This window comes from Tepidimonas sediminis, from assembly GCF_007556605.1.
GTDB lineage: Bacteria > Pseudomonadota > Gammaproteobacteria > Burkholderiales > Burkholderiaceae_C > Tepidimonas > Tepidimonas sediminis.
The window spans coordinates 1-20,287 of sequence record NZ_VJND01000020.1 but is presented as its reverse complement, the minus strand read 5'-3'; the positions used below and the strand labels follow the sequence as shown (position 1 = coordinate 20,287).

15 protein-coding genes are annotated in these 20,287 nt (G+C 72.0%); 6 read left to right on the top strand and 9 right to left on the bottom strand.

Annotated elements, in window-relative coordinates:
• The 4 genes from Tsedi_RS11665 to mrdA all read left to right on the top strand — a co-directional run.
• A partial coding sequence (locus Tsedi_RS11665; RefSeq protein WP_185970666.1) for a rod shape-determining protein occupies positions 1–317 on the top strand: 317 nt, incomplete at its 5' end.
• Positions 318–360: 43 nt separating this feature from the next.
• Positions 361–1,242: a rod shape-determining protein MreC gene (gene mreC, locus Tsedi_RS11660; RefSeq protein ID WP_143896806.1), complete on the top strand. Its 882-nt coding sequence runs from the start codon at positions 361–363 to the stop codon at positions 1,240–1,242.
• Entirely contained in the window at positions 1,239–1,766 is a 528-nt protein-coding gene (gene mreD / locus Tsedi_RS11655; protein ID WP_143896804.1) for a rod shape-determining protein MreD, read from the top strand. The genes mreC and mreD overlap by 4 nt, the downstream gene beginning before the upstream one ends.
• Before the next feature lie 9 nt (positions 1,767–1,775).
• Positions 1,776–3,728, top strand: coding sequence for a penicillin-binding protein 2 (mrdA, locus tag Tsedi_RS11650; RefSeq protein ID WP_143896802.1), 1,953 nt, complete (start codon positions 1,776–1,778; stop codon positions 3,726–3,728).
• A gap of 19 nt (positions 3,729–3,747) precedes the next feature.
• On the opposite strand, the gene Tsedi_RS11645 is transcribed toward mrdA, so the two are convergent.
• The 3 genes from Tsedi_RS11645 to Tsedi_RS11635 all read right to left on the bottom strand — a co-directional run bounded on the left by Tsedi_RS11645 (position 3,748) and on the right by Tsedi_RS11635 (position 6,455).
• Complete coding sequence (locus Tsedi_RS11645; RefSeq protein ID WP_143896812.1) at positions 3,748–4,518, bottom strand: TSUP family transporter; 771 nt, start codon at positions 4,516–4,518, stop codon at positions 3,748–3,750.
• A gap of 138 nt (positions 4,519–4,656) precedes the next feature.
• Positions 4,657–6,072, bottom strand: coding sequence for an ammonium transporter (locus Tsedi_RS11640; protein WP_143896800.1), 1,416 nt, complete (start codon positions 6,070–6,072; stop codon positions 4,657–4,659).
• A gap of 44 nt (positions 6,073–6,116) precedes the next feature.
• A complete protein-coding gene (locus tag Tsedi_RS11635; RefSeq protein WP_143896798.1) occupies positions 6,117–6,455 on the bottom strand; it encodes a P-II family nitrogen regulator in 339 nt (112 codons plus the stop codon).
• Positions 6,456–6,614: 159 nt separating this feature from the next.
• On the opposite strand from Tsedi_RS11635, the gene Tsedi_RS11630 reads away from it, so the two are divergent.
• Together Tsedi_RS11630 and Tsedi_RS11625 are read left to right on the top strand one after the other, a co-directional pair.
• Positions 6,615–8,153: a YifB family Mg chelatase-like AAA ATPase gene (locus Tsedi_RS11630; protein ID WP_143896796.1), complete on the top strand. Its 1,539-nt coding sequence runs from the start codon at positions 6,615–6,617 to the stop codon at positions 8,151–8,153.
• 29 nt (positions 8,154–8,182) lie between these two features.
• Positions 8,183–10,663: a GspE/PulE family protein gene (locus Tsedi_RS11625; protein ID WP_246099271.1), complete on the top strand. Its 2,481-nt coding sequence runs from the start codon at positions 8,183–8,185 to the stop codon at positions 10,661–10,663.
• Positions 10,664–10,703: 40 nt separating this feature from the next.
• Here Tsedi_RS11625 and metH read toward each other — a convergent pair whose 3' ends face one another.
• The 6 genes from metH to Tsedi_RS11595 form a co-directional block, all read right to left on the bottom strand.
• Entirely contained in the window at positions 10,704–13,457 is a 2,754-nt protein-coding gene (gene metH, locus Tsedi_RS11620) for a methionine synthase (RefSeq protein ID WP_246099270.1), read from the bottom strand.
• Between the two features lie 37 nt (positions 13,458–13,494).
• Positions 13,495–14,241: a polyprenyl diphosphate synthase gene (gene uppS, locus Tsedi_RS11615; RefSeq protein ID WP_143896792.1), complete on the bottom strand. Its 747-nt coding sequence runs from the start codon at positions 14,239–14,241 to the stop codon at positions 13,495–13,497.
• A 32-nt stretch (positions 14,242–14,273) separates the two neighbouring features.
• Positions 14,274–15,818, bottom strand: coding sequence for a hypothetical protein (locus tag Tsedi_RS11610; protein ID WP_143896790.1), 1,545 nt, complete (start codon positions 15,816–15,818; stop codon positions 14,274–14,276).
• 31 nt (positions 15,819–15,849) lie between these two features.
• A complete protein-coding gene (locus Tsedi_RS11605; protein ID WP_246099269.1) occupies positions 15,850–17,037 on the bottom strand; it encodes a Wzz/FepE/Etk N-terminal domain-containing protein in 1,188 nt (395 codons plus the stop codon).
• Positions 17,038–17,048: 11 nt separating this feature from the next.
• Positions 17,049–19,220 (bottom strand): SLBB domain-containing protein, encoded by a 2,172-nt coding sequence (locus Tsedi_RS11600; protein ID WP_185970665.1) that lies wholly within the window; start codon positions 19,218–19,220, stop codon positions 17,049–17,051.
• A gap of 319 nt (positions 19,221–19,539) precedes the next feature.
• On the bottom strand, positions 19,540–20,287 hold a 748-nt coding region (locus tag Tsedi_RS11595), incomplete at its 5' end, for a glycosyltransferase family 4 protein (RefSeq protein ID WP_143896786.1).

Here is a 20,287-nt window from a genome sequence, read left to right as displayed (position 1 = left end):
AAGGGGTGCCGCGCAGCTTCACGATCAGCTCCAACGAGGTGCTGGAGGCGCTGACCGAGCCGATCAACCAGATCGTCAGCGCGGTCAAGATCGCGCTGGAAAACACCCCGCCGGAGCTGGGCGCCGAAATCGCCGACCGCGGCATGATGCTGACCGGCGGCGGTGCGCTGCTGCGCGACCTCGACCGCCTGCTCACCGAGGAGACCGGCCTGCCGGTGTTCGTGGCCGAGCAGCCGCTGACCTGCGTGGTGCGCGGCTGCGGCATGGCGCTGGAACAGATGGACCGCCTCGGCCACGGCATCTTCACCAGCGAGTGAGCGGCGCGCCGGCGCCGCCGTGCCCGACTCCCCTTCCGCGCCGATGCCGCCGGGTACGCTCGACCGCACGCCCCCGCCCTTCTTCCGGCAGGGTACGCCGGCGCTGACCAAGCTGCTGGTGCTGAGCTGCCTGGCGGTGCTGCTGATGGTGCTGGACGCGCGCCTGCGCCTGACGCCGCTGCTGCGCCACGGGGTGGCCACCGCCCTGTATCCGCTGCAGTGGCTGGCGCTGCAGCCGGTGCACGGCCTGCAATGGCTGGCCGGCCACCTGGTGGACGTGCACACCGCGCGGCGCGAGGCCGAGGAGGCGCGGCAGGCGCTGGCGCAGCAGGCCGACCGCGCCGGTCTGGTGGAGCACCTGGCGCAGGAGAACCGCGAGCTGCGCGCGCTGCTGGGCCTGCGCGAGCGCCTGTGGCCGCAGGCGCAGGGCGCCGAGATCCTGCACGCGCTGCCCGACCCCTACCGCCCGGCGGTCGTGATCGACCGCGGCGCGCGCCACGGCGTGGCGCCCGGTGCCACCGTGATGGACGGCTGGGGGGTGCTCGGGCAGGTCACGCGCGTGCTGCCGTGGACCAGCGAGGTCACGCTGCTCGTGCACCCGCGCCTGGCGGTGCCGGTGCTCAACACGCGCACCGGCGAGCGTCACCTGCTGTTCGGCAACGGCAGCCTGGAGGAGCCGCGGCTGCTGCTGCGCTTCGTGCCCGCCGGCACCGCGACGCGCCTTGGCGACACGCTGGTCACCAGCGGGATCGACGGCGTCTACCCGCCGGGGCTGCCGGTGGCGCAGGTGGTGCGCGTGGAGCCGCAGGGTGACGGTCTGGCGCTGGTGGAAGCCGCGCCGCTGGCGCACGTGCGCGACGCGCTGCACGTGCTGGTGCTGCAGCGCCCCCAGGCCGCGGCCGGCGGCGGGGAGACGGCGCGATGATCCTGCCGCGCGGTCAAGTCCTGCTGCTGCCGGCCAACCCCACGTTCGTCTGGGGCAGCCTGGCGGCGGCGGCGCTGCTGGCGATCGTGCAGGGGCAGCTGGCCGGCCGCCTGGCCTGGCTGCCGGACTGGCTGGCGCTGGCGCTGGCGTTCTGGAGCATGCACCAGCCGCGCCGCATCGGCGTGGTCACGGCGTTCGTCGCCGGCCTGGTGCTGGACGTCGCCCACGGCGCCCTGCTGGGCCAGCACGCGCTGGCCTACGCGGTGCTCGGCTACGGCGCGGTGGCGCTGCACCGGCGCGTGCTGTGGTTCGACCAGCGCGGCCAGATGCTGCACGTGCTGCCGCTGTTCGCGCTGGCCACCGGCCTGCAGGCGCTGGTGCGCTGGCTGGCCGGCGACGGCGCACCGCCCTGGCCGCTGCTGCTGGCGCCGCTGACCACCACGCTGGCCTGGCCGCTGGCCACGCACGTGCTGCTGGCGCCGCAGCGCCGCGCCCCCGACCCCGACGAGACCCGGCCGCTGTAGTCCGCGCCCATGTCGCTGCACACCCAGGTGGACCGACGCATCGCCCGGCAGCGCCACCGCGCCTGGGTGGCGCTGGGGCTGGCGCTGGCGCTGCTGGCGCTGCTGGCCGGGCGCGCGTGGGTGCTGCAGATCGTGCAGCACGAGCGCCACGCCGCGCAGGCCGAGGGCAACCGCACCGCCATCGTACCGCTGGTGCCGCCGCGCGGCCGCATCCTGGACCGGCACGGCACCGTGCTGGCCGACGATCTGCCGGTCTACACGCTGGAGGTCACCCCGGGCCGCACGCCGAATCTGGAAGCCACGCTGCAGCGGCTGGCCGAGCTGGTGGAGCTGACGCCGCGTGACCTGCAGCGCTTCCGCCGCCTGCGCGCCGAATCCAAGCGCTTCGACCCGCTGCCGCTGAAGACGCGCCTGAGCGAGGCGGAGATGGCGCGCCTGGCCGCACACCTGTGGGATCTGCCCGGCGTCGAGATCCAGGCGCGGCGCCTGCGCCGCTACCCGCTCGGGCCGACCGCGGCGCACGCGATCGGCTACATCGGCCGCATCAGCGAGCGCGACCGCGCCCTGATGGAGGACTGGCCGGAGGAGCGCCAGGCCAACTACCGCGGCAGCACGCACATCGGCAAGCTGGGCGTGGAGGCCGCGCAGGAGGAGCGCCTGCACGGCCGCACCGGCCTGGAGCGGCTGGAAACCACCGCCACCGGCCGGGCGGTGCGCCGCCTGGGGCTGACCCCGCCGCAGGCCGGCCACGACGTGCACCTGACGCTGGATGCACGCCTGCAGCACCTGGTCGAGCGGCTGTACGGCGCGCGCCGCGGCGCGCTGGTGGCGCTGGATCCGCGCAACGGCGAGGTGCTGGCGCTGGTCAGCATGCCCAGCTTCGACCCCAACCTGTTCGTCGACGGCATCGACGCCGACAACTGGCGCGCGCTCAACGAATCGCCGGACCGCCCGCTGCTCAACCGCGCGCTGCGCGGCACCTACCCGCCCGGCTCCACCTACAAGCCGTTCATGGCGCTGGCGGCGCTGGAGCTTGGCCTGCGCACGCCGCAGACCGCCATCCACGACCCCGGCTACTGGATGCTGGGCAACCACCGCTTCCGCAGCCACGGCGAGCACGCCCTGGGCATGGTGGACCTGCGGCGCAGCATCGTGCTGTCCAGCAACGTCTACTACTACACGCTGGCGCACGAGATGGGCGTGCAGGCCATCCACGACTTCATGGCGCCGCTGGGCTTCGGGCAGCTCACCGGCATCGACCTGCCCGGGGAGGTGCGCGGCATCCTGCCCAGCCCCGCCTGGAAGCGGGCCGCCTACCGCACGGCCGAGCAGCAGCGCTGGCACCCGGGCGAGACGATCTCGCTCGGCATCGGGCAGGGCTACAACAGCTTCACGATGCTGCAGCTGGCCACGGCGCTGGCGGCGCTGACCAACGGCGGTCAGCGCGTCACCCCGCACCTGGCGCTGGCCGCCGCCGCCCCCGGCGCGGCGGCCGAGCCGCTGCCGCCGCCCGCGCCACCGCGGCCGCTGGGCTACCGGCCCGAACACCTGCGCACGGTGCTGGAGGCGATGGCCGCCGTCACCACCGAGGGCACCGCAGCGCGCGTGTTCGCCGGCGCGCCGTACCGCAGCGGCGGCAAGACCGGCACCGCGCAGGCCGTCACGATCGGCCAGCGCGAACGCTACGACGCCCAGCGCCTGGCCGAGTTCCAGCGCGACCACTCGCTCTACATCGGCTTTGCGCCGCTGGAGGCGCCGCGCGTCGTCGTCGCCGCCATCGTCGAGAACGCCGGCTTCGGCGCCGCGCACGCCGCGCCGATCGTGCGCCGCGTCTTCGACTACCTGCTGCTGGGCCTGTACCCGAGCGAGGAGGACATCGCCGCCACCCAGCGCGGCCACAGCGCCGCGCCGATCGGCACGCCGCGCCACATCGACGACATCCCCTGGCCGCCGCGCGACTGAACCCCGCGCCACCCGCCCGTCAGCCGCGCACGAGTGGCGCGTAAGCATCCCACCCGGTCTTCGCGATCAGCGCCGCCACCACCAGCAGGAAGGCCCCGCGCACGAAGCCGGCGCCGTGCCTGAGCGCCAGCCGCGTGCCCAGCAGGCTGCCGGCCACGTTGGCCAGCGCCATCGCCAGCCCCAGCGCCCACCAGACGTGCCCCTTCCACGCGAACAGCCCCACCGCGGCCACGTTGGAGGTGAGGTTGAGCAGCTTGGCCGCCGCGCTGGCGTGCAGGAAGTCGTAGCCCAGCACGCGCACGAAGGCGAAGACGAAGAAGCTGCCGGTGCCGGGGCCGAAGAAACCGTCGTAGAAGCCGATCGCGCCGGCCACCGCGCACGCCGCCAACGTCTCGGCGCGGCCGCGCCAGCGCGGCGCGTGGCGCCGGCCCAGATCCTTGCGCGCCAGCGTGTACAGCAGCAGCACGAGCAGCACCCACGGCAGCGCCAGCCGCAGCGGCTCGGCGGGCACCCGCGTCACCAGCCAGGCCCCGGCCCAGGCGCCGGCCCAGCACACCGCCACCGCCGGCAGCAGGGCGCCCCACGGCAGCCGCACGCGGCGCACGTAGCGCCACGCCGCCGCCGCCGTACCCCACATCGAGGCGCTCTTGTTCGTGCCCAGCAGCGTGGCCGGGGCGGCCTGCGGAAACGCCGCAAACAGCGCCGGCACCAGGATCAGCCCGCCACCGCCGACGATCGCATCCACGAACCCGGCCAGCGCCGAGGCCGCCGCAAGCCACCACCATTCCATCATGCGATCGTAACGGCCACGGCGCCCGCCGGCCGGCGCGCACGACGCCTGCGCGACGCCGCCGGCCGCGCACGAAAAAAGACCCGGGCGCCTGCTCGGCCGCCCGGGCCCAAACCCCCAGCGGACGTCCGTGTGTGGTCAGCGGTTGTAGGCCGACTCGCCGTGGTAGGTGATGTCCAGCCCCTCGCGCTCCTCCTCTTCGGTCACGCGCAGCCCCATCACCAGGTCGACGATCTTGTAGGCGATGGCGGCGACCACGGCGGACCACACCATCGTGATCACCACGCCCTCGGCCTGCACCAGCAGCTGGCTGGCGATGCTGAAGTCCTCGGCGCCGGTGCCGCCCAGGCCCGGGGCCGCGAACACGCCGGTCAGCAGCGCGCCGACGATGCCGCCCACCCCGTGCACGCCGAAGACGTCGAGCGAATCATCCGCGCCCAGCATCTTCTTCAGGCCCGTCACGCCCCACAGGCACAGGAAGCCGGCCACCAGCCCGATCACGATCGAACCCATCGGGCCGACCGAACCGCAGGCCGGGGTGATGGCCACCAGCCCCGCCACCGCGCCGGAGGCCGCGCCCAGCATCGAGGCCTTGCCCTTGTGCAGCGCTTCGCCCATCGACCAGGCCAGCACCGCGGCGGCCGTGGCCAGCAGCGTGTTCAGGAAGGCCAGCGCCGCGCCGGCGGTGGACTCCAGGTTGGAGCCGGCGTTGAAGCCGAACCAGCCCACCCACAGCAGCGAGGCGCCCACCATCGTCAGCGTCAGGCTGTGCGGCGGCATGGCCTCACGGCCGTAGCCGATGCGCTTGCCCAGCATGTAGGCGCCCACCAGGCCCGCCATCGCGGCGTTGATGTGCACCACGGTGCCACCGGCGAAGTCCAGCGCGCCCTTGTCCAGCAGGTAGCCGCCCGGGCCCCAGACCATGTGGGCGATCGGCAGGTAGCTGAACGTGAACCAGATGGCCGAGAACAGCAGCACCGACCCGAACTTGATGCGCTCGGCGAACGAGCCGACGATCAGCGCGCAGGTGATGCCGGCGAACGTGGCCTGGAACGCGACGAAGATCAGCTCGGGGATCTTGACGTTCTCGGTGAAGGTGTCCGCGAGCGACTCCATCGTCACTCCCATCAGGAACACCTTGTCCAGGCTGCCGATGATCGCGCCCTCGCCGCCGAACGCCAGGCTGTAGCCGTAGATCGCCCACAGCACGCTGATCAGCGAGAACACCATCATCACCTGCATCAGCACCGACAGCATGTTCTTGCTGCGCACCAGGCCGCCGTAGAACAGCGCCAGGCCCGGCAACACCATCAGGATCACGAGCAGCGTGGCGGTCATCATCCAGGCCACGTCCCCCTTGTCGACGGTGACGGCAGGCTTGGCCTCGCCCTCGGCGGCGGCCGTGGCGGCAGCGGGCTCGGCGGGGGCCTCGGCCACCGCGGCGGCGGCCGGCGCGGGGGCCGCCTCCTTGGGCGGCTCGGCGGTCTGGGCCATGGCGGCGGCGCCGAACCACAGTCCCAGACCCACGCACAGGGTGGAGAGCAATCGTTTCATGGCGGATCCCTCGGTTGGTGGATGGATGGAACGGTTGGCTGGCGTCACAGCGCCTCCACACCGGTCTCGCCGGTGCGGATGCGGATCACCTGCTCCAGCGGCAGCACGAAGATCTTGCCGTCGCCGATCTTGCCGGTGCGCGCCGCGCCCTCGATGGCCTCGATGACCTGCTCGACGCGCTCGTCGGGCACGGCGGCCTCGACCTTGACCTTGGGGAGGAAGTCGACGACGTACTCGGCGCCGCGGTACAGCTCGGTGTGGCCCTTCTGACGCCCGAAGCCCTTGACCTCGGTGACGGTGACGCCCTGCACGCCGATGGCAGCGAGCGCCTCGCGCACCTCGTCCAGCTTGAACGGTTTGATGATGGCGGTGACCAATTTCATGGCAGTCCTCTTTCCAGTGGGTTGCGCGCGGATGCCCCGGCACGCTGCCCGAGGAAGCATGAATCGTGCCAGCCGCCGGCACCTGCGCCCGGCACGGGGCGTTGTGGCAAGATGCACGCCGTCGTGGACGCAGGCACGCAAGGGAGGAGTCGCATCGCCATGGGTCTGTGCGTGGTGCGCAGCCGCACGCTGGTGGGGCTGCAGGCGCTGCCGGTGCACGTGGAGGTGCACCTGGCCAACGGCTTGCCCAGCTTCACGCTGGTCGGGCTGGCCGACACCGAAGTCAAGGAGGCGCGCGAGCGCGTGCGCGCCGCGATCCAGACCTGCGGCCTGACGTGGCCGTCCAACCAGCGCATCACCGTCAACCTTGCGCCCGCGGACGTGCCCAAGGAGTCGGGGCGCTTCGACCTGCCGATCGCGCTGGGCATCCTGGCCGCCAGCGGCCAGCTCGACGCCGCGGCCCTGCAGGGGCACGAATTCGCCGGCGAGCTCTCGCTCAGCGGGGCGCTGCGGCCGGTGCGCGGCGCGCTGCCGGCGGCGCTGGCCCTGCGCACCGAAATGGTGCGCGGCGCACCGCCCTGCGTCCTGGTGCTGCCGCCCGGCAGCGCCGAGGAAGCCGCGCTCGTGCCCGGCCTGACGGTGGTGCGCGCCGGGCACCTCACCGACGTGGTGCACGGACTGGCCGGCGGTGCGCCGCCCGACGGCTGGCGACGGCTGGCCGGCGCCGCACCGGCGCGGGCCGACGAGCCCGGAGTGCCGGACCTGGCCGACGTCAAGGGTCAGGCGGCCGCGCGGCGGGCGCTGGAGATCGCCGCCGCCGGCGGCCACAGCCTGCTGCTGATCGGCCCGCCCGGCAGCGGCAAGTCGATGCTGGCGCAGCGCCTGCCGGGCCTTCTGCCGCCGCTGGACGACGAAGCGGCGCTGGAGACCGCGGCCATCGCCTCGCTGGCCGGGCGCTTCCGGCCGCAGGACTGGCGCCGCCGCCCGTGGGCGGCGCCGCACCACAGCGCCAGCGCCGCGGCGCTGGTGGGCGGTGGCTCGCCGCCGCGGCCGGGCGAGATTTCGCTGGCCCACCACGGCGTGCTGTTTCTCGACGAGCTGCCGGAATTCGCGCGCGCGGCGCTGGAGGCGCTGCGCGAGCCGCTGGAGACGGGCACGATCCGCCTGTCACGCGCGCAGTGGCAGGTCGAATACCCGGCGCGCTTCCAGCTGGTGGCGGCGATGAACCCGTGCCCGTGCGGGCACCTGGGCTCCCCCGTGCAGCCCTGCCGCTGCACGCCCGAGCAGGTGCAGCGCTACCGCGCGCGCCTGAGCGGCCCGCTGCTGGATCGGCTGGACCTGCAGGTGGAGGTGCCGGCGCAGCCGCCGGCGGCGCTGCTGGCGGCCCAGCCGGGCGAGCCCAGCGCGGTGGTGCGCCAGCGCGTGGCCGCCGCGCGGGATCGGGCGCTGGCGCGCCAGGGCTGTCCCAACCATGCCCTGCAGGGCGAGGCGCTGCTCGCCCACGCGCGGCTGGAGCCGGCGGCGCAGCGCCTGCTGGAACAGGCGGCGCAGCGGCTCGGGTGGTCCGGCCGCGCGCTGCACCGCACGCTGCGCGTGGCGCGCACCATCGCCGACCTGGCCGACACTGTGGCCGTGCAGACACAGCACGTGGCCGAGGCGCTGCAATACCGGCCCGCCCTGGGCGGCTTGCCCGCATAATCGCGCGTAAGCCTGCTCTACCGTCCGCGATGCACGCCACCGCCCCCGCCGAGCCCGAACACGCCCCGCTGCGCTGGCCCACCCCGCCCTACGTCGGCTACGGCACGCCGACCCAGGGCGGCCCCGAGCCGTGCGAGATCGAGGGCGTCAACGGCCAGGTGCGCAGCGGCGTGCTGGTGGCGCTGGAGCTGGACCAGCGGCTGGCGCACATCCGGGTGCCGCCGTCGCGCGCGGTGATGCCGCTGCGCTTCGACATGTTCCGCCGGCTGACGCTGACCACGCCGCTGGCGCCGGTGGAGATCACCGACACCCAGCCGCCCGACAGCAGCTTCGAGGCCCTGGTGCGCTACCGCCCGCGCCTGCCCTACCGGCTGGAGCTCACCGACGGCACCACGCGCAGCGGCCAGACCATCGGCCACGTCGAATCCGACGCCGGCGTCTTCCTGTTCGAGCCGATCGACGAGCACGACCGCGTGCGCCGCCTCTTCATCCCGCGCGAGGCCTACCGCGAGCTGCAGGTCGGCGAGGCCATCGGCCGCGTGCTGGTCGAGCAGCAGGCGCTCACGCCCGAGCAGGTGGAGCTGGCCGCGCGCGAGCAGGAGGCGATGCGCCGGCGCAAGCTCGGCGACTACCTGGTCATCAAGGAGATCGTCAAGCCCGAGCAGCTGCTGATGGCGCTGGAGGAGCAGCAGCGCATGCCGCTGGTGCGCATCGGCGAGGCGCTGACCGCGCTCGGCTTCATCACGCAGGAGCAGCTGGAGGAGGCGCTGAAGCGCCAGCAGCAGGAGCGCAGCGTGCCGCTGGGCGAACTGCTGGTGCAGAGCGGCCAGCTCACGCGCGAGCAGCTGCGCGTGGCGCTGGCGCGCAAGATGGGCTACCCGGTCGTCGACCTGAAGCAGTTTCCGATCGACGCCGACGCCCTGCGCCGCGTGCCGCTGGCCACCGCGCGCCGGCTGCGCATCGTGCCGCTGCTGTGGAGAGGCGGCACGCTGATCATCGCCGCCGAAGATCCGTCGCGCCGCGCCACCGTCGACGAGCTGGAATTCTCGCTGCAGTGCAAGGTGGTGCCGGCGCTGTCGAGTACGCCGCTGGACGCGCGCACCGTCACCGAGGCGTACGCGCGCTTCGGGCTGGACGCGGGCACGCCGCCCGCTGCGGCCGAGGCCGGCGCCGGCGAGCCACCCGCCAGCGCCGAGGCGCTGCTGGAGTCGCTGGAGCTCGGCGCCGAGGGCGACGAAGACCAGCTGCCGCCGGTGGAGCAGTCCGACAACTCGCTGGTGCGGCTGATCAACTCGATCATCATCGAGGCGCACCAGCAGGGCGCCTCCGACATCCACGTCGAGACCTTCCCCGGCAAGCGCAAGGTGCGCATCCGCCTGCGCAAGGACGGCCGGCTGCGTCCGTACATGGAGTTGCCGCACACCTACCGCGCGGCGCTCGTGGCGCGGCTCAAGATCATGTGCGACCTCGACATCGCCGAGCGCCGCAAGCCGCAGGACGGCAAGATCGACTTCGCCAAGTTCTCGCCGCAGCATCGCATCGAGCTGCGCGTGGCCACCATCCCCACCTACGGCGGCGCCGAGGACGTAGTGCTGCGCATCCTGTCGTCGGCCAAGGCGATGACGGTGGCCGAGCTGGGCCTGACCAATTCCAACGAGCAGGCGCTGCTGGCCGCGGTGCAGCGCCCGCACGGCATGGTGCTGTGCGTCGGCCCCACCGGCAGCGGCAAGACCACCACGCTGCACGCGCTGCTGCAGCACATCAACACGCCGGACCGCAAGATCTGGACCGCCGAGGACCCGATCGAGATCACCCACCCCGACCTGCGCCAGGTCCAGATCAACCCCAAAATCGACTGGACATTCGACAAGGCGCTGCGCGCCTTCCTGCGCGCCGACCCCGACGTCATCATGGTCGGGGAGATCCGTGACGAGGAAACCGCGCGCATGGCCATCGAGGCCTCGCTGACCGGCCACCTGGTGCTGTCGACGCTGCACACCAACAGCGCGCCGGAAACGGTCATCCGGCTGCTGGACATGGGCATGGATCCGTTCAACTTCGCCGACTCCCTGGTGGCGGTGCTGGCGCAGCGGCTGGTGCGGCGCCTGTGCCGCCAGTGCGCGCGGCTGGAAGCGGCCACCGACGCCGAGATCGAGGAGCTGGTGGAGGAGTACCGCCACGCCTTCCCCGAGGCGCTGCGCCCCACGGCCGAGGCGGTACGTGCCGAGTGGGCGGCCTGGCTGCCGGCCGACGGGCCGCGGCTCGGCCGGCCGGTGGGCTGCCCGGCGTGCGACCAGACCGGCTACAGGGGCCGGCTCGGCGTCCACGAACTGCTGGTGGTCGACGCCACGCTGCGCCGCCTGATCCAGACCAAGGCGCCGGCCGAGGCGCTGCAGCACGCGGCGATGGCGCACGGCCCCTTCCGCACCCTGCGCCAGGACGGCATCCTGAAGGTGCTGCAGGGCCTGACGACCATCGACGAGATCCGCGCCGGCACCGCCGCTGCCTGAGACCACCGCCGGCAGCTCAGGCGCCGTCCCCGCCGGGACCTCACAGGTTCGGCGCCAGCCAGCGCTGCAGCTCCTCCACCGGCAGGCCGCGGCGCTGCGCCATGTCCTGCAGCTGGTCGCGGCCGATTCTCCCGACGTTGAAGTAGCGCGCCTGCGGGTGCGCGAGATAGAAGCCGCAGACGCTGGCCGCCGGCGTCATCGCCAGGCTCTCGGTCAGCCCCATGCCGATGTCGGCCGCCCCCAGCAGGTCGAACAGCGCCGGCTTGACCGTGTGGTCCGGACAGGCCGGATAGCCTGGCGCCGGGCGGATGCCCTGGTACTGCTCGGCGATCAGCTCCTCGTTCGTCAGGCGCTCATCCGGCGCGTAACCCCACAGCTCGCGGCGCACGCGCTCGTGCAGCCACTCGGCCGCGGCCTCGGCCAGCCGGTCGGCCAGCGCCTTCAGCATGATGGCCTGGTAGTCGTCGTGCGCCGCCTCGAACGCCTGCGCGCGCTCATCCGCCCCGTGGCCCGCCGTCACCGCAAACGCCCCCACCCAGTCCGCCACGCCGCTGGCCTTGGGCGCAACGAAATCCGCCAGGCAGCGGCTCGGGCGCAGGGCGCCGTCCACCTCCTCCTTCGGCGTCTGCTGGCGCAGGTTGAACCACGTCAACAGCGGCTGCGTGCGCGCCTCGTCGGCGTACAGCACGATGTCGTCGCCCTCGCCGCTGGCGGGCCAGAAACCCAGCACCGCGTGCGCCTGCAGCCAGCGCCCGTCGATCAGGCGCCTGAGCATCGCCTGCGCGTCGGCATGGAGGCGCCGCGCCTCCTGCCCCACCACCTCGTCGTCGAGGATGGCCGGGAAACGCCCGGCCAGATCCCAGGTCTGGAAAAACGGCGTCCAGTCGATGTAGCGGGCGAGCTCCGCCAGATCCAGGTGCTTCAGCACCCGCCGGCCGGTGAAGCTCGGGCGCACCGGCTGCCACGCGCCCCAGTCGATCGGCGTACGGTTGGCGCGCGCCTTGGCCAGCGGCCAGAGTTCCACCGGCTTCTTGGCGGCGTGCTGCGCGCGCACGCGCTCGTAGTCGGCGCGCACCTCGGCGACAAAGGCTTCGCGCTGCTCGCCCAGCAGCGCCTGCGCCACCCCCACCGCGCGCGAGGCGTCCGGCACGTACACCACCGGGCCGCGGTAGTTGGGCGCGATCTTCACCGCCGTGTGCACGCGGCTCGTGGTGGCCCCGCCGATCAGCAGCGGCACGCCGCGCTCGACGAACCAGGGGTCCTTGTCCATCTCGGCGGCCACATGCTGCATCTCCTCCAGGCTCGGCGTGATCAGGCCCGACAGCCCCACCGCGTCGGCGCCGACCTCCTTGGCCTTGGCCAGGATCTCGTGGCACGGCACCATCACGCCCATGTTGACGACGTTGAAGTTGTTGCACTGCAGCACGACGGCCACGATGTTCTTGCCGATGTCGTGCACGTCGCCCTTGACGGTGGCGATCACGATCGTGCCGCGCGGCCGCGCCTCGCCCCCCTCGGCCTGCAGGCGGGCCTTCTCGGCCTCGATGTAGGGCACCAGGTGCGCCACCGCCTGCTTCATCACGCGCGCGCTCTTGACCACCTGCGGCAGGAACATCTTGCCGGCGCCGAACAGGTCGCCGACCGTGTTCATGCCCGCCATCAGCGGCCCTTCGATCACCTCCAGCGGCCGGCCGCCGCGCGCCTCCACCTCGCGCCAGCACGCCTCGGTGTCTTCCACGATGTGGTCGGTGATGCCATGCACCAGCGCGTGCTCCAGCCGCTTGTCCACCGGCAGCGCGCGCCACGCCTGCTGCGCCGCCTCGTCCTTGGCCGCGCCCTTGACCTGGTCGGCGATCGCCAGCAGCCGCTCGGTGGCGTCGGGCCGGCGGTTCAGCACCACGTCCTCCACGCGCTCGCGCAGCTCCGGGTCGAGCTCGTCATAGACGCCGATCTGCCCGGCGTTGACGATGCCCATGTCCATGCCGGCGCGGATCGCGTGGTAGAGGAACACCGTGTGGATCGCCGCGCGCACCGGCTCGTTGCCGCGGAACGAGAAGCTGACGTTGGACACCCCGCCTGAGACCTTGGCCCCGGGCAGGTTGGCCTTGATCCAGCGCGTGGCCTCGATGAAGTCCACCGCGTAGTTGGCGTGCTCCTCGATGCCCGTGGCGATCGCGAAGATGTTGGGGTCGAAGATGATGTCCTCGGGCGGGAAGTCCACCTCCTCCACCAGGATGCGGTAGGCGCGCCGGCAGATCTCGATGCGCCGCGCCAGCGTGTCGGCCTGCCCTGCCTCGTCGAAGGCCATCACCACCGCCGCCGCGCCGTAGCGGCGCACCAGCCGCGCCTGGCGGCGGAACTCCGCCTCGCCCTCCTTCAGGCTGATCGAGTTGACCACCCCCTTGCCCTGGATGCACTTCAGGCCCGCCTCGATCACCTCCCACTTGGAGGAGTCGATCATGATCGGCACGCGCGCGATGTCGGGCTCGGCGGCGATGAGGTTGAGGAAGCGCACCATCGCGGCCTTGCCGTCCAGCATGGCCTCGTCCATGTTGACGTCGATGATCTGCGCGCCGGCCTCCACCTGCTGGCGCGCCACCGCCAGCGCGTCCTCGAACCGCCCCTCCAGGATCATGCGCGCAAACGCCTTGGACCCCGTGACGTTGGTGCGCTCGCCGATGTTGACGAACAGGCTGCCCGGCCCGATGACCAGCGGCTCCAGGCCGGCGAGGATCAGGGGGGGAATCGTGCGTTCGTGGGCTGTTGCGGGCAGATGGCCAAGGGTCGGCGTCACGGCGGTCGAAAGACGGTCAACGGAAAAGACGCGGATTCTAGGCTCCTGCGGGGGACGCCGCAGCGCGCAACCGTTCGCGCACGGTCCCATCGCCGCCAAAACGCCGTTCCCGCCGCGCATACCAGCGCAGCGCCTCGTCCAGCTGCCGCACGCCGAAATCCGGCCAGAGCACCTCGGTGAAATACAGCTCCGCGTACGCGGCCTGCCACAGCAGAAAATTGCTGATCCGGCACTCGCCCCCCGTCCGCACGACCAGATCGACCGGCGGGGCATCACCGGTGCTCAGCCACGGCTGCAGGGCGGCCTCATCCAGCTCCAGCACAGCCTCGATGCCCCGTTCGCCAGCCAGTCGCCGCACCGCCTGCAGCACGTCCCAGCGCCCACCGTAGTTCGCCGCCACCATCAGCGTCAGGCGGTCGTTGTCGGCGGTGGCTTGCTCCGCCTGCTCGATCAGGCTCTGCAGCACCGGACTGAAACGCTTGCGGTCACCGATGATGCGCAGCCGGACGCCGTTGGCGTTGAGGTCGTCGATCTGACTGCGCAGATAGCGCTCGAACAGCTGCATCAGGCGCGCCACTTCCTCCAGCGGCCGCTGCCAGTTTTCCGTGCTGAAGGCAAACAGCGTCACGTGGCTGATGCCACGCTCGGCGCAAGCCTGGACGATGCCGCGGACCCGCTTGGCCCCCGCCGCATGGCCGGCCACCACCGGCAGCATCCTCGCACGCGCCCAGCGGCGGTTGCCGTCCATGATGAAAGCCACATGCTTCGGAACTTCGGGGGCCATTGTTTTTTCCTCTCCCTTGCGTCGAATCGGGATTATCGCCCCGGCACCCACGCCGTCGCGTCGTACGTCAGCGCCACGCCCACCAAACGGGCGCGCAGGTCACCGTTGAACGCTCGCAGCTGCCCCGCACTGAGCGTGGCGCTCCAATGTCGCCCCAGCCGCCAGCCGAGACCCACCTGCCACTGCCCAACGAGCCCGCCGCCCGTACGGAGTCCTCCACCGCCAGCGGCGCCGAACAGGCCTTCCGCCTCCAAGCTCCACCGCTGCGCCAGCGGCACGGACACCCCGGCGCCCACCAACCCAGCCATGTAGGCGCCGGCGCGCCCGGTGTGTGCGGCCACCCCTTGCCCAGTCACGTAGCCGAAAGCCCCGCCAGGAGCTCTCCCGATCACGGCATCCACGGCCAAGCCGGCCAGCTGCACCGCCTCGTCCGCATCGAACGACCGCCAGGCACGGTTTTGTCCACGGTAAGTCTGATGCAACGCCCGCACACGCAAGGGTCGCCCCGTCCAGTCGGTTCCGGTTTCGCCGGACACCCCGGGTTGGTACCTCAGCCCGACCTGCCAGCCGTCGGCGTCGAATCGCCCCCCTGGGGCTCGCTGCCGAACCCACCCAACCTCGACCAGCCAGTCCCGGTGGATCCGCTGGGCAAAGCCCACGCCGATCTCGGTCAACAGACCCCCCCCCGTATCCACTCCGCCGCCACCGGCCGGACCAGCCGCCACCCACAGCCCGCCGTGCGCACCGGACCCAAGATTCTGACGCCAGCCGGCCTGGGCCAGGATCTGCATGTACCCCGCGCTGCCGCCACCCAACGCGCCATCGGCCGCCAGACCGAGCCAACGCCCATCGCCCCAGGGGTGCGCCGTCCAGGCCACCCCAAGCAGGTCGAACTGCTGCACCCTGCCCCCCTCGACCCGACTGGACGAGGCGTCCGGCTTCATGCGCCGCCAGCGCAACGCCAAGCCATGTTCCTTCCAGGCGAGCGGGGCCCAGTTCGCCGGAGCCTGCGAAGACCAGCCCAGGGTCAGGGCAGCGTCAAAGCGATGTTCATAGCGCAGATAGGGCTGGGTACTGCGGATGGCTCCTTCCGAAGGAAAACGCACGTGACTGAGACCGACGCCGAGGCGATCGCGCGGCGTGAAGGCCCAGTCGAGGCCGACGTGGGTGCGCAGCATCAGGCCGCCGCCCGCCAGCTCCAGCCCGCCGCGGCCGCCCCCCCCGCCCACGAACACCCCGGCATTCGCCGTCCAGCCTGCGCCGAGCGTCCATTGCCGTTCGGCCTCCAGCCCCAAGGTGATGAAGCCCCCGCGCTGCCCGCGTACCGCCCCATAGGTTGCCGGGCCGGCGTGCCAGCCGTCCCCCAGGCCCCACAGCATGCGCCCGCCGACCATGCCCATCGTCTCGCCGGCGGGCAGTTGCCACGATTCATAAGTCGCGACCCAGCGCCCCTCGCGCAGCGGCGGCGCCTCCGCCCCACGGGGCGCGCCTTCGGCCGCCCAGGCACCGTGGCTGACCAGCGCAATCACGAGGCCGACCCGCTTCGCGCAGCGCAGGATGCTGGAGTCGCCCGTCATCGCACACCTCCTGGCGGCACCACGGCCTGCCTTACCCCACCGCTGGCTCGCGCCGCCAGCGCAGCAGTTCGCGCAGACGGGCTATCTTGGCCGCCGACTCCGGATCGCGCGCCGCGTTGCGCCACGCGCTGCGCACCAGCACCGCCAGCATCAGGACGAAACCCGTCACCAGCGTGGTCAGCACGGCCACCAGCGCGCGCTTGGGCTTGCTCTTGCGCTCGGGCGGCTGCGCGGCGTCCACCACCTGCACCAGCAGCCCCTCGCGGCTCTCGTCCACCCGCGCCAGCTCATACTGGCGGGCGAACAGGTCGAAGAGCGTTTCGGCGTACTTGAAGTCCCGATACAAATTGATGTAGTCGCCGACGGCAGCTTGGGCATTGTCGGCCTCGGCACGCGCCAGCTGCTGGCGCAGCGCCGTCAGCTCCGCCAGCGCGCGCTGGAATTCCGGCGCCTGCTCGGTCAGGTAGGCGCGCATCGCCTGCAGACGCACTTCCGCCGCCGTCACCTGTGCTCGCAAGGAGGCATAGCGATCCGCCGCAGCCTTGGGCTCGGCGCGCAAGGCACCCTCGTTGATGCCGCTGGCCTGCAGCGCCGTCTGCGCCTGGGTCAGCCGCTCGCGCGCCTCGGCCAGTTTCTCTTCGAAGAAGCGGCGCCGCTGCTGCGCCTCGGTCACGGCCAGCTCGTTCATCAGCGTCCGCAATTCCTCCACGTACCGGTTGGCCATCGCCGCCGCGCGCTGCGGATCGCGGTCGTCCACTTCGATGCGGATCAGGCCATCCTGCTTGCCGGCGACGATGTTGACATTGTTCGCCAACGCCTTGCGCGCGTCCTCGCGGAAGTCCGCCTCGTACACCTCCATCAGCCCGAACGCCTCGATGATGCGGTCGCTGACGCGCGTGCTCTTCATCAGGGCCACGTACTGATCCGCCGGGTTCTTGATGCCGGCCGCAGCACCAGCCACCCCCGCCAGCGCCCCCAGCGACTGCAGCGCCGCGGCGGCGGCACTTTGCTGCTGCTGCGGCGGCAGGATCACCGCCGTGGCCGTGAACGTCGGCGGAACCACGAAGGCGATGCCCAGCGCCGCCAGACCCGCCAGCAGCGGGCCGAAGATCAGCAGCTTCCAGTGCTCGGCCAGGGCCAGAGCCAGATCAAGCAGGCTGATCTCGTCCTCCGCCACCCCGGCGTCACCGCCCGCCGCTTCGTTGCGCATGCTCTCCATGCCTTCCTCCCTCAACGGCGCAGCGTGTCGATGGCCGCCGCCGCCAGCCCGAACTGGTACAGGATCTGCGTCCAGTCCTTCAGGCCCCGCACAAAGGCGCTCCAAGTCGTCTCGCGATTGAGCAGCTCCGGCACCACGATCACGTCACCCGGCGCCAATTCCAGACTCGTCAGCCGGTTGAGCAGCCAGCCTCCATCGCGCCGGTGCGTCACCGAGCCGTCGGCGTGCACCACGAAGATGTTGTCCTCGTCGGCGCTCGGCTCCAGGCCGGCCTGCCGCAGGTAGTCCCCGACGGTCCGCCCCGGGCGCCAGATCAGCGCATTGCTGTTGGCCACCGCACCGACGGCAAAGACGAAGCCCGGGCGCGCGGGCACCAGCACGCGGTCGCCATCCTCCAGTGGGACTTCCGGCAAATCGTCCACGGATCCGGCTGTCGGGCTGAGCTGCAAGGCGATCCGGCCGTTGGGCTGCAAGTTGCGCAGGCGATTCAGCTGGGCCTTGGCCGCCACCATCTGAGCCTCACGCAGCCGCGCCGCCGCGTTGACGTCGGTGGTTCCCAAGTTGGCCGTCTGGCTCGCTGCCTCCGACGCCAGCGTGGCCTCTAGCCTTCGCACCGCCTCGGCGATCGCCTCGCGCTGCTTCTGGCGCGTGCTCTCGCGCGAGAACTCCAACCCGTACACATACGCCTGCGGCGTAAAGCCACCGGCCCGCTTCAGCAGTGCGCGCAGCGTCTCCCCAGGTTCCAGCTGGTAGATGCCCGGCCGCATCACCTCTCCCTCCACCCGCACGAGCCGGGTCGCGGTGGCCTGCGGCGCGCGCAGATCCTTGCGCCCGTAGATCGTCACCACATCCCCGGGCAGCAGCTCCAGGTTTTCGCGCGGATCGCGCTCCACCACCGCCCGCCCCAGGTGGAACGGCAGCAGCTCCACCTTCAGCGTCTTCGGGTTGAGCCGCTCCACCACGGCGTATTCCCAGTTGGGCTCGTCCGGCAAGGTTGGCGACAACGTCGGCGGCACACTCGCCGAAGTCGACTGCAAGGTGGGCAATTGGGCCGAGCGCGCCCCGTCTTTATTATCGGGGTCGATCGCCGATTGGGCCTCCCCAATGAACTGAACCAACGAATTCTTGCGCCGATAAAAATCCTTGGTCAACAACGCTGCTTTTTCCGGAATGAGATCGCTAATCTTCATCCCCGGCTTGTACGGGTAGCGCAGGGGCTCCCAAACATTGCCCCGCAGCGTCACCGCGTTGGCAAACTGCGGTGCCACCTGGAACAGCGTCACCACATCACCGTCGCGCAGCACCTGCCCCAGCCCCGCCTCGTCCAGCGCCAGCGTCTGCACCTTGCGCGGATCGCGTGGACGGTCGCGCTCCAGCCGCTCCAGCATCGCCTGGTGCGTGGCCGTGATGGCCGGCAGCCCCCCGGCGTAGCCGATCAGGTCGCGCAGCGTCTCGCCTTGGGCACGCAGTTCGAAGATCGCCGCATTGTCCGTCGCGCCCATCAGCGCCACCTGCGGCCCCACCGGGTGGTAGACGATCACGTCGCCCGGCTGCAGCCGCACGTCCGCGCTCTGATCCCCACGCAGCAGGAACTGATACAGATCCAGCATCGCCACCGCCCGCCCGGCTCGGCGCAGCTCGATCGCGCGCATCGAGCCGGTGGCCGATGGCCCGCCGGAGGCCAGCACCGCGTTGATCAACGTGCTCAGGCTGCTGACCGTGTAGCTGCCCGGGCGGCGCGCCTGTCCCACCACGTACACCTGGATGCTGCGCAGCTGCCCCAGCGTGACGTTGAGCTCGAAGTTGCGGAACACCCGGCCCACCTGCTGCCGCAGGAAGCTCTCCACCTCCCCTGCCTTCAGGCCCGCCACGCGCACCGTGCCCACGCGCGGCAGGCTGATCAGCCCCGTGCGGTCCACCACGGCGCGGTAGTCGATGTCCACCGAGCCCCAGGCGCGGATCAACAGCTCGTCACCCGGCCCCAGCACATAGTCCGCCGGCACCGGCACCCGATCCACCGGCGCGAACGTCGTCGGCCCGCTGAAGAAACGCTCCCCGAACCGCGGCAGCGTCACCCCCGTGGCCTCGGCCACGAAGCGCTGGAACTCGCTGCCGCGGCGCCCCCGGTCGTCCGCCGTGTCCGCCTCGGCCGCAGTTCCGGTCTGGACGCCCGGCTGCGTCATCTGCTCCCCTTCGACCGCCAAGCCCCCCGGCGCGTTGCGGATGCGCGGCACGCCCGCGTCGGCATTGACACCCGCAGCCGGGCTTGACGGCGCCGACCCGCCGGTCTCAGCCACAGGGGCTGTACCAGTCCCCAAGCCGATGGACATGCCGCCCGAAGTATGGGGGGCAATCATGACCGGCCCACCTTGCGCCCACGCCAGCGCGGCGGACCACACCCCCGCCGCCAGGCAACCGGCCGCCGTCAGGCGCCGCATCCACTGCTCACGTCGCACACGCATCCTCCAACTGAATCTCTGGTCCAACATCCTACCCGTTTCCTCACGCCAACCGCCGGCGCAGCCAGCTGGGGGTGCGCATCCGCACGATGGCGCAATACAACGCCACGTACACGGCCACGAACCCCGCCACCCCCAGCACCATCGCCCACGGCTGCCGCCAGGCCAACACCGCCGGCAGCACGGCCACCCCCGTCAGTCCCCACAGGTACGGCGACGTCGCACTGTTGCGCCGGATCTTGGTCTCGGGCGTTCGACTCGCGCCGCGCAGCACCCGCCGACAGATCAGCGAATGCAAGTGCAGCCGATCCGGCATCCCGGGGTGACACGCATGCCGCCAGCGACGGTAGATCGAAAACAGCGTCTCCGTGATCGGGTACGCACACACCAGCAGGCAGAACCACGGCGACAGCTGCGGATGCCGCACCACCAGCAGCACCGCCACCTCGGCCAGCAGAAAGCCCACCAGATACGCCCCGCCATCGCCCAGGAAGATCAGCCCGCGCGGGTAGTTCCACACGAAAAACCCCGCCAGCGCGCCGATCATCGCCAGGCACACCTGGACGATGAACGCATCCCCCAGCGCCCAGGCCACATAGCCGAAGGCCGCGAACATCAGCATCGACGTCGCGGCCGCCAGCCCGTTGAAGCCATCGATGATGTTGACCGCGTTGGCCACGCCCGCCACCGCCACCAGCGTCACCGCCCAGGCCAGCAGCGGCCACAGCGCCAGGAGCGCATCCACCCCGGGCACCCCCAGCCGGGGCAGCACCGCCCCCAGGCCCCACGCC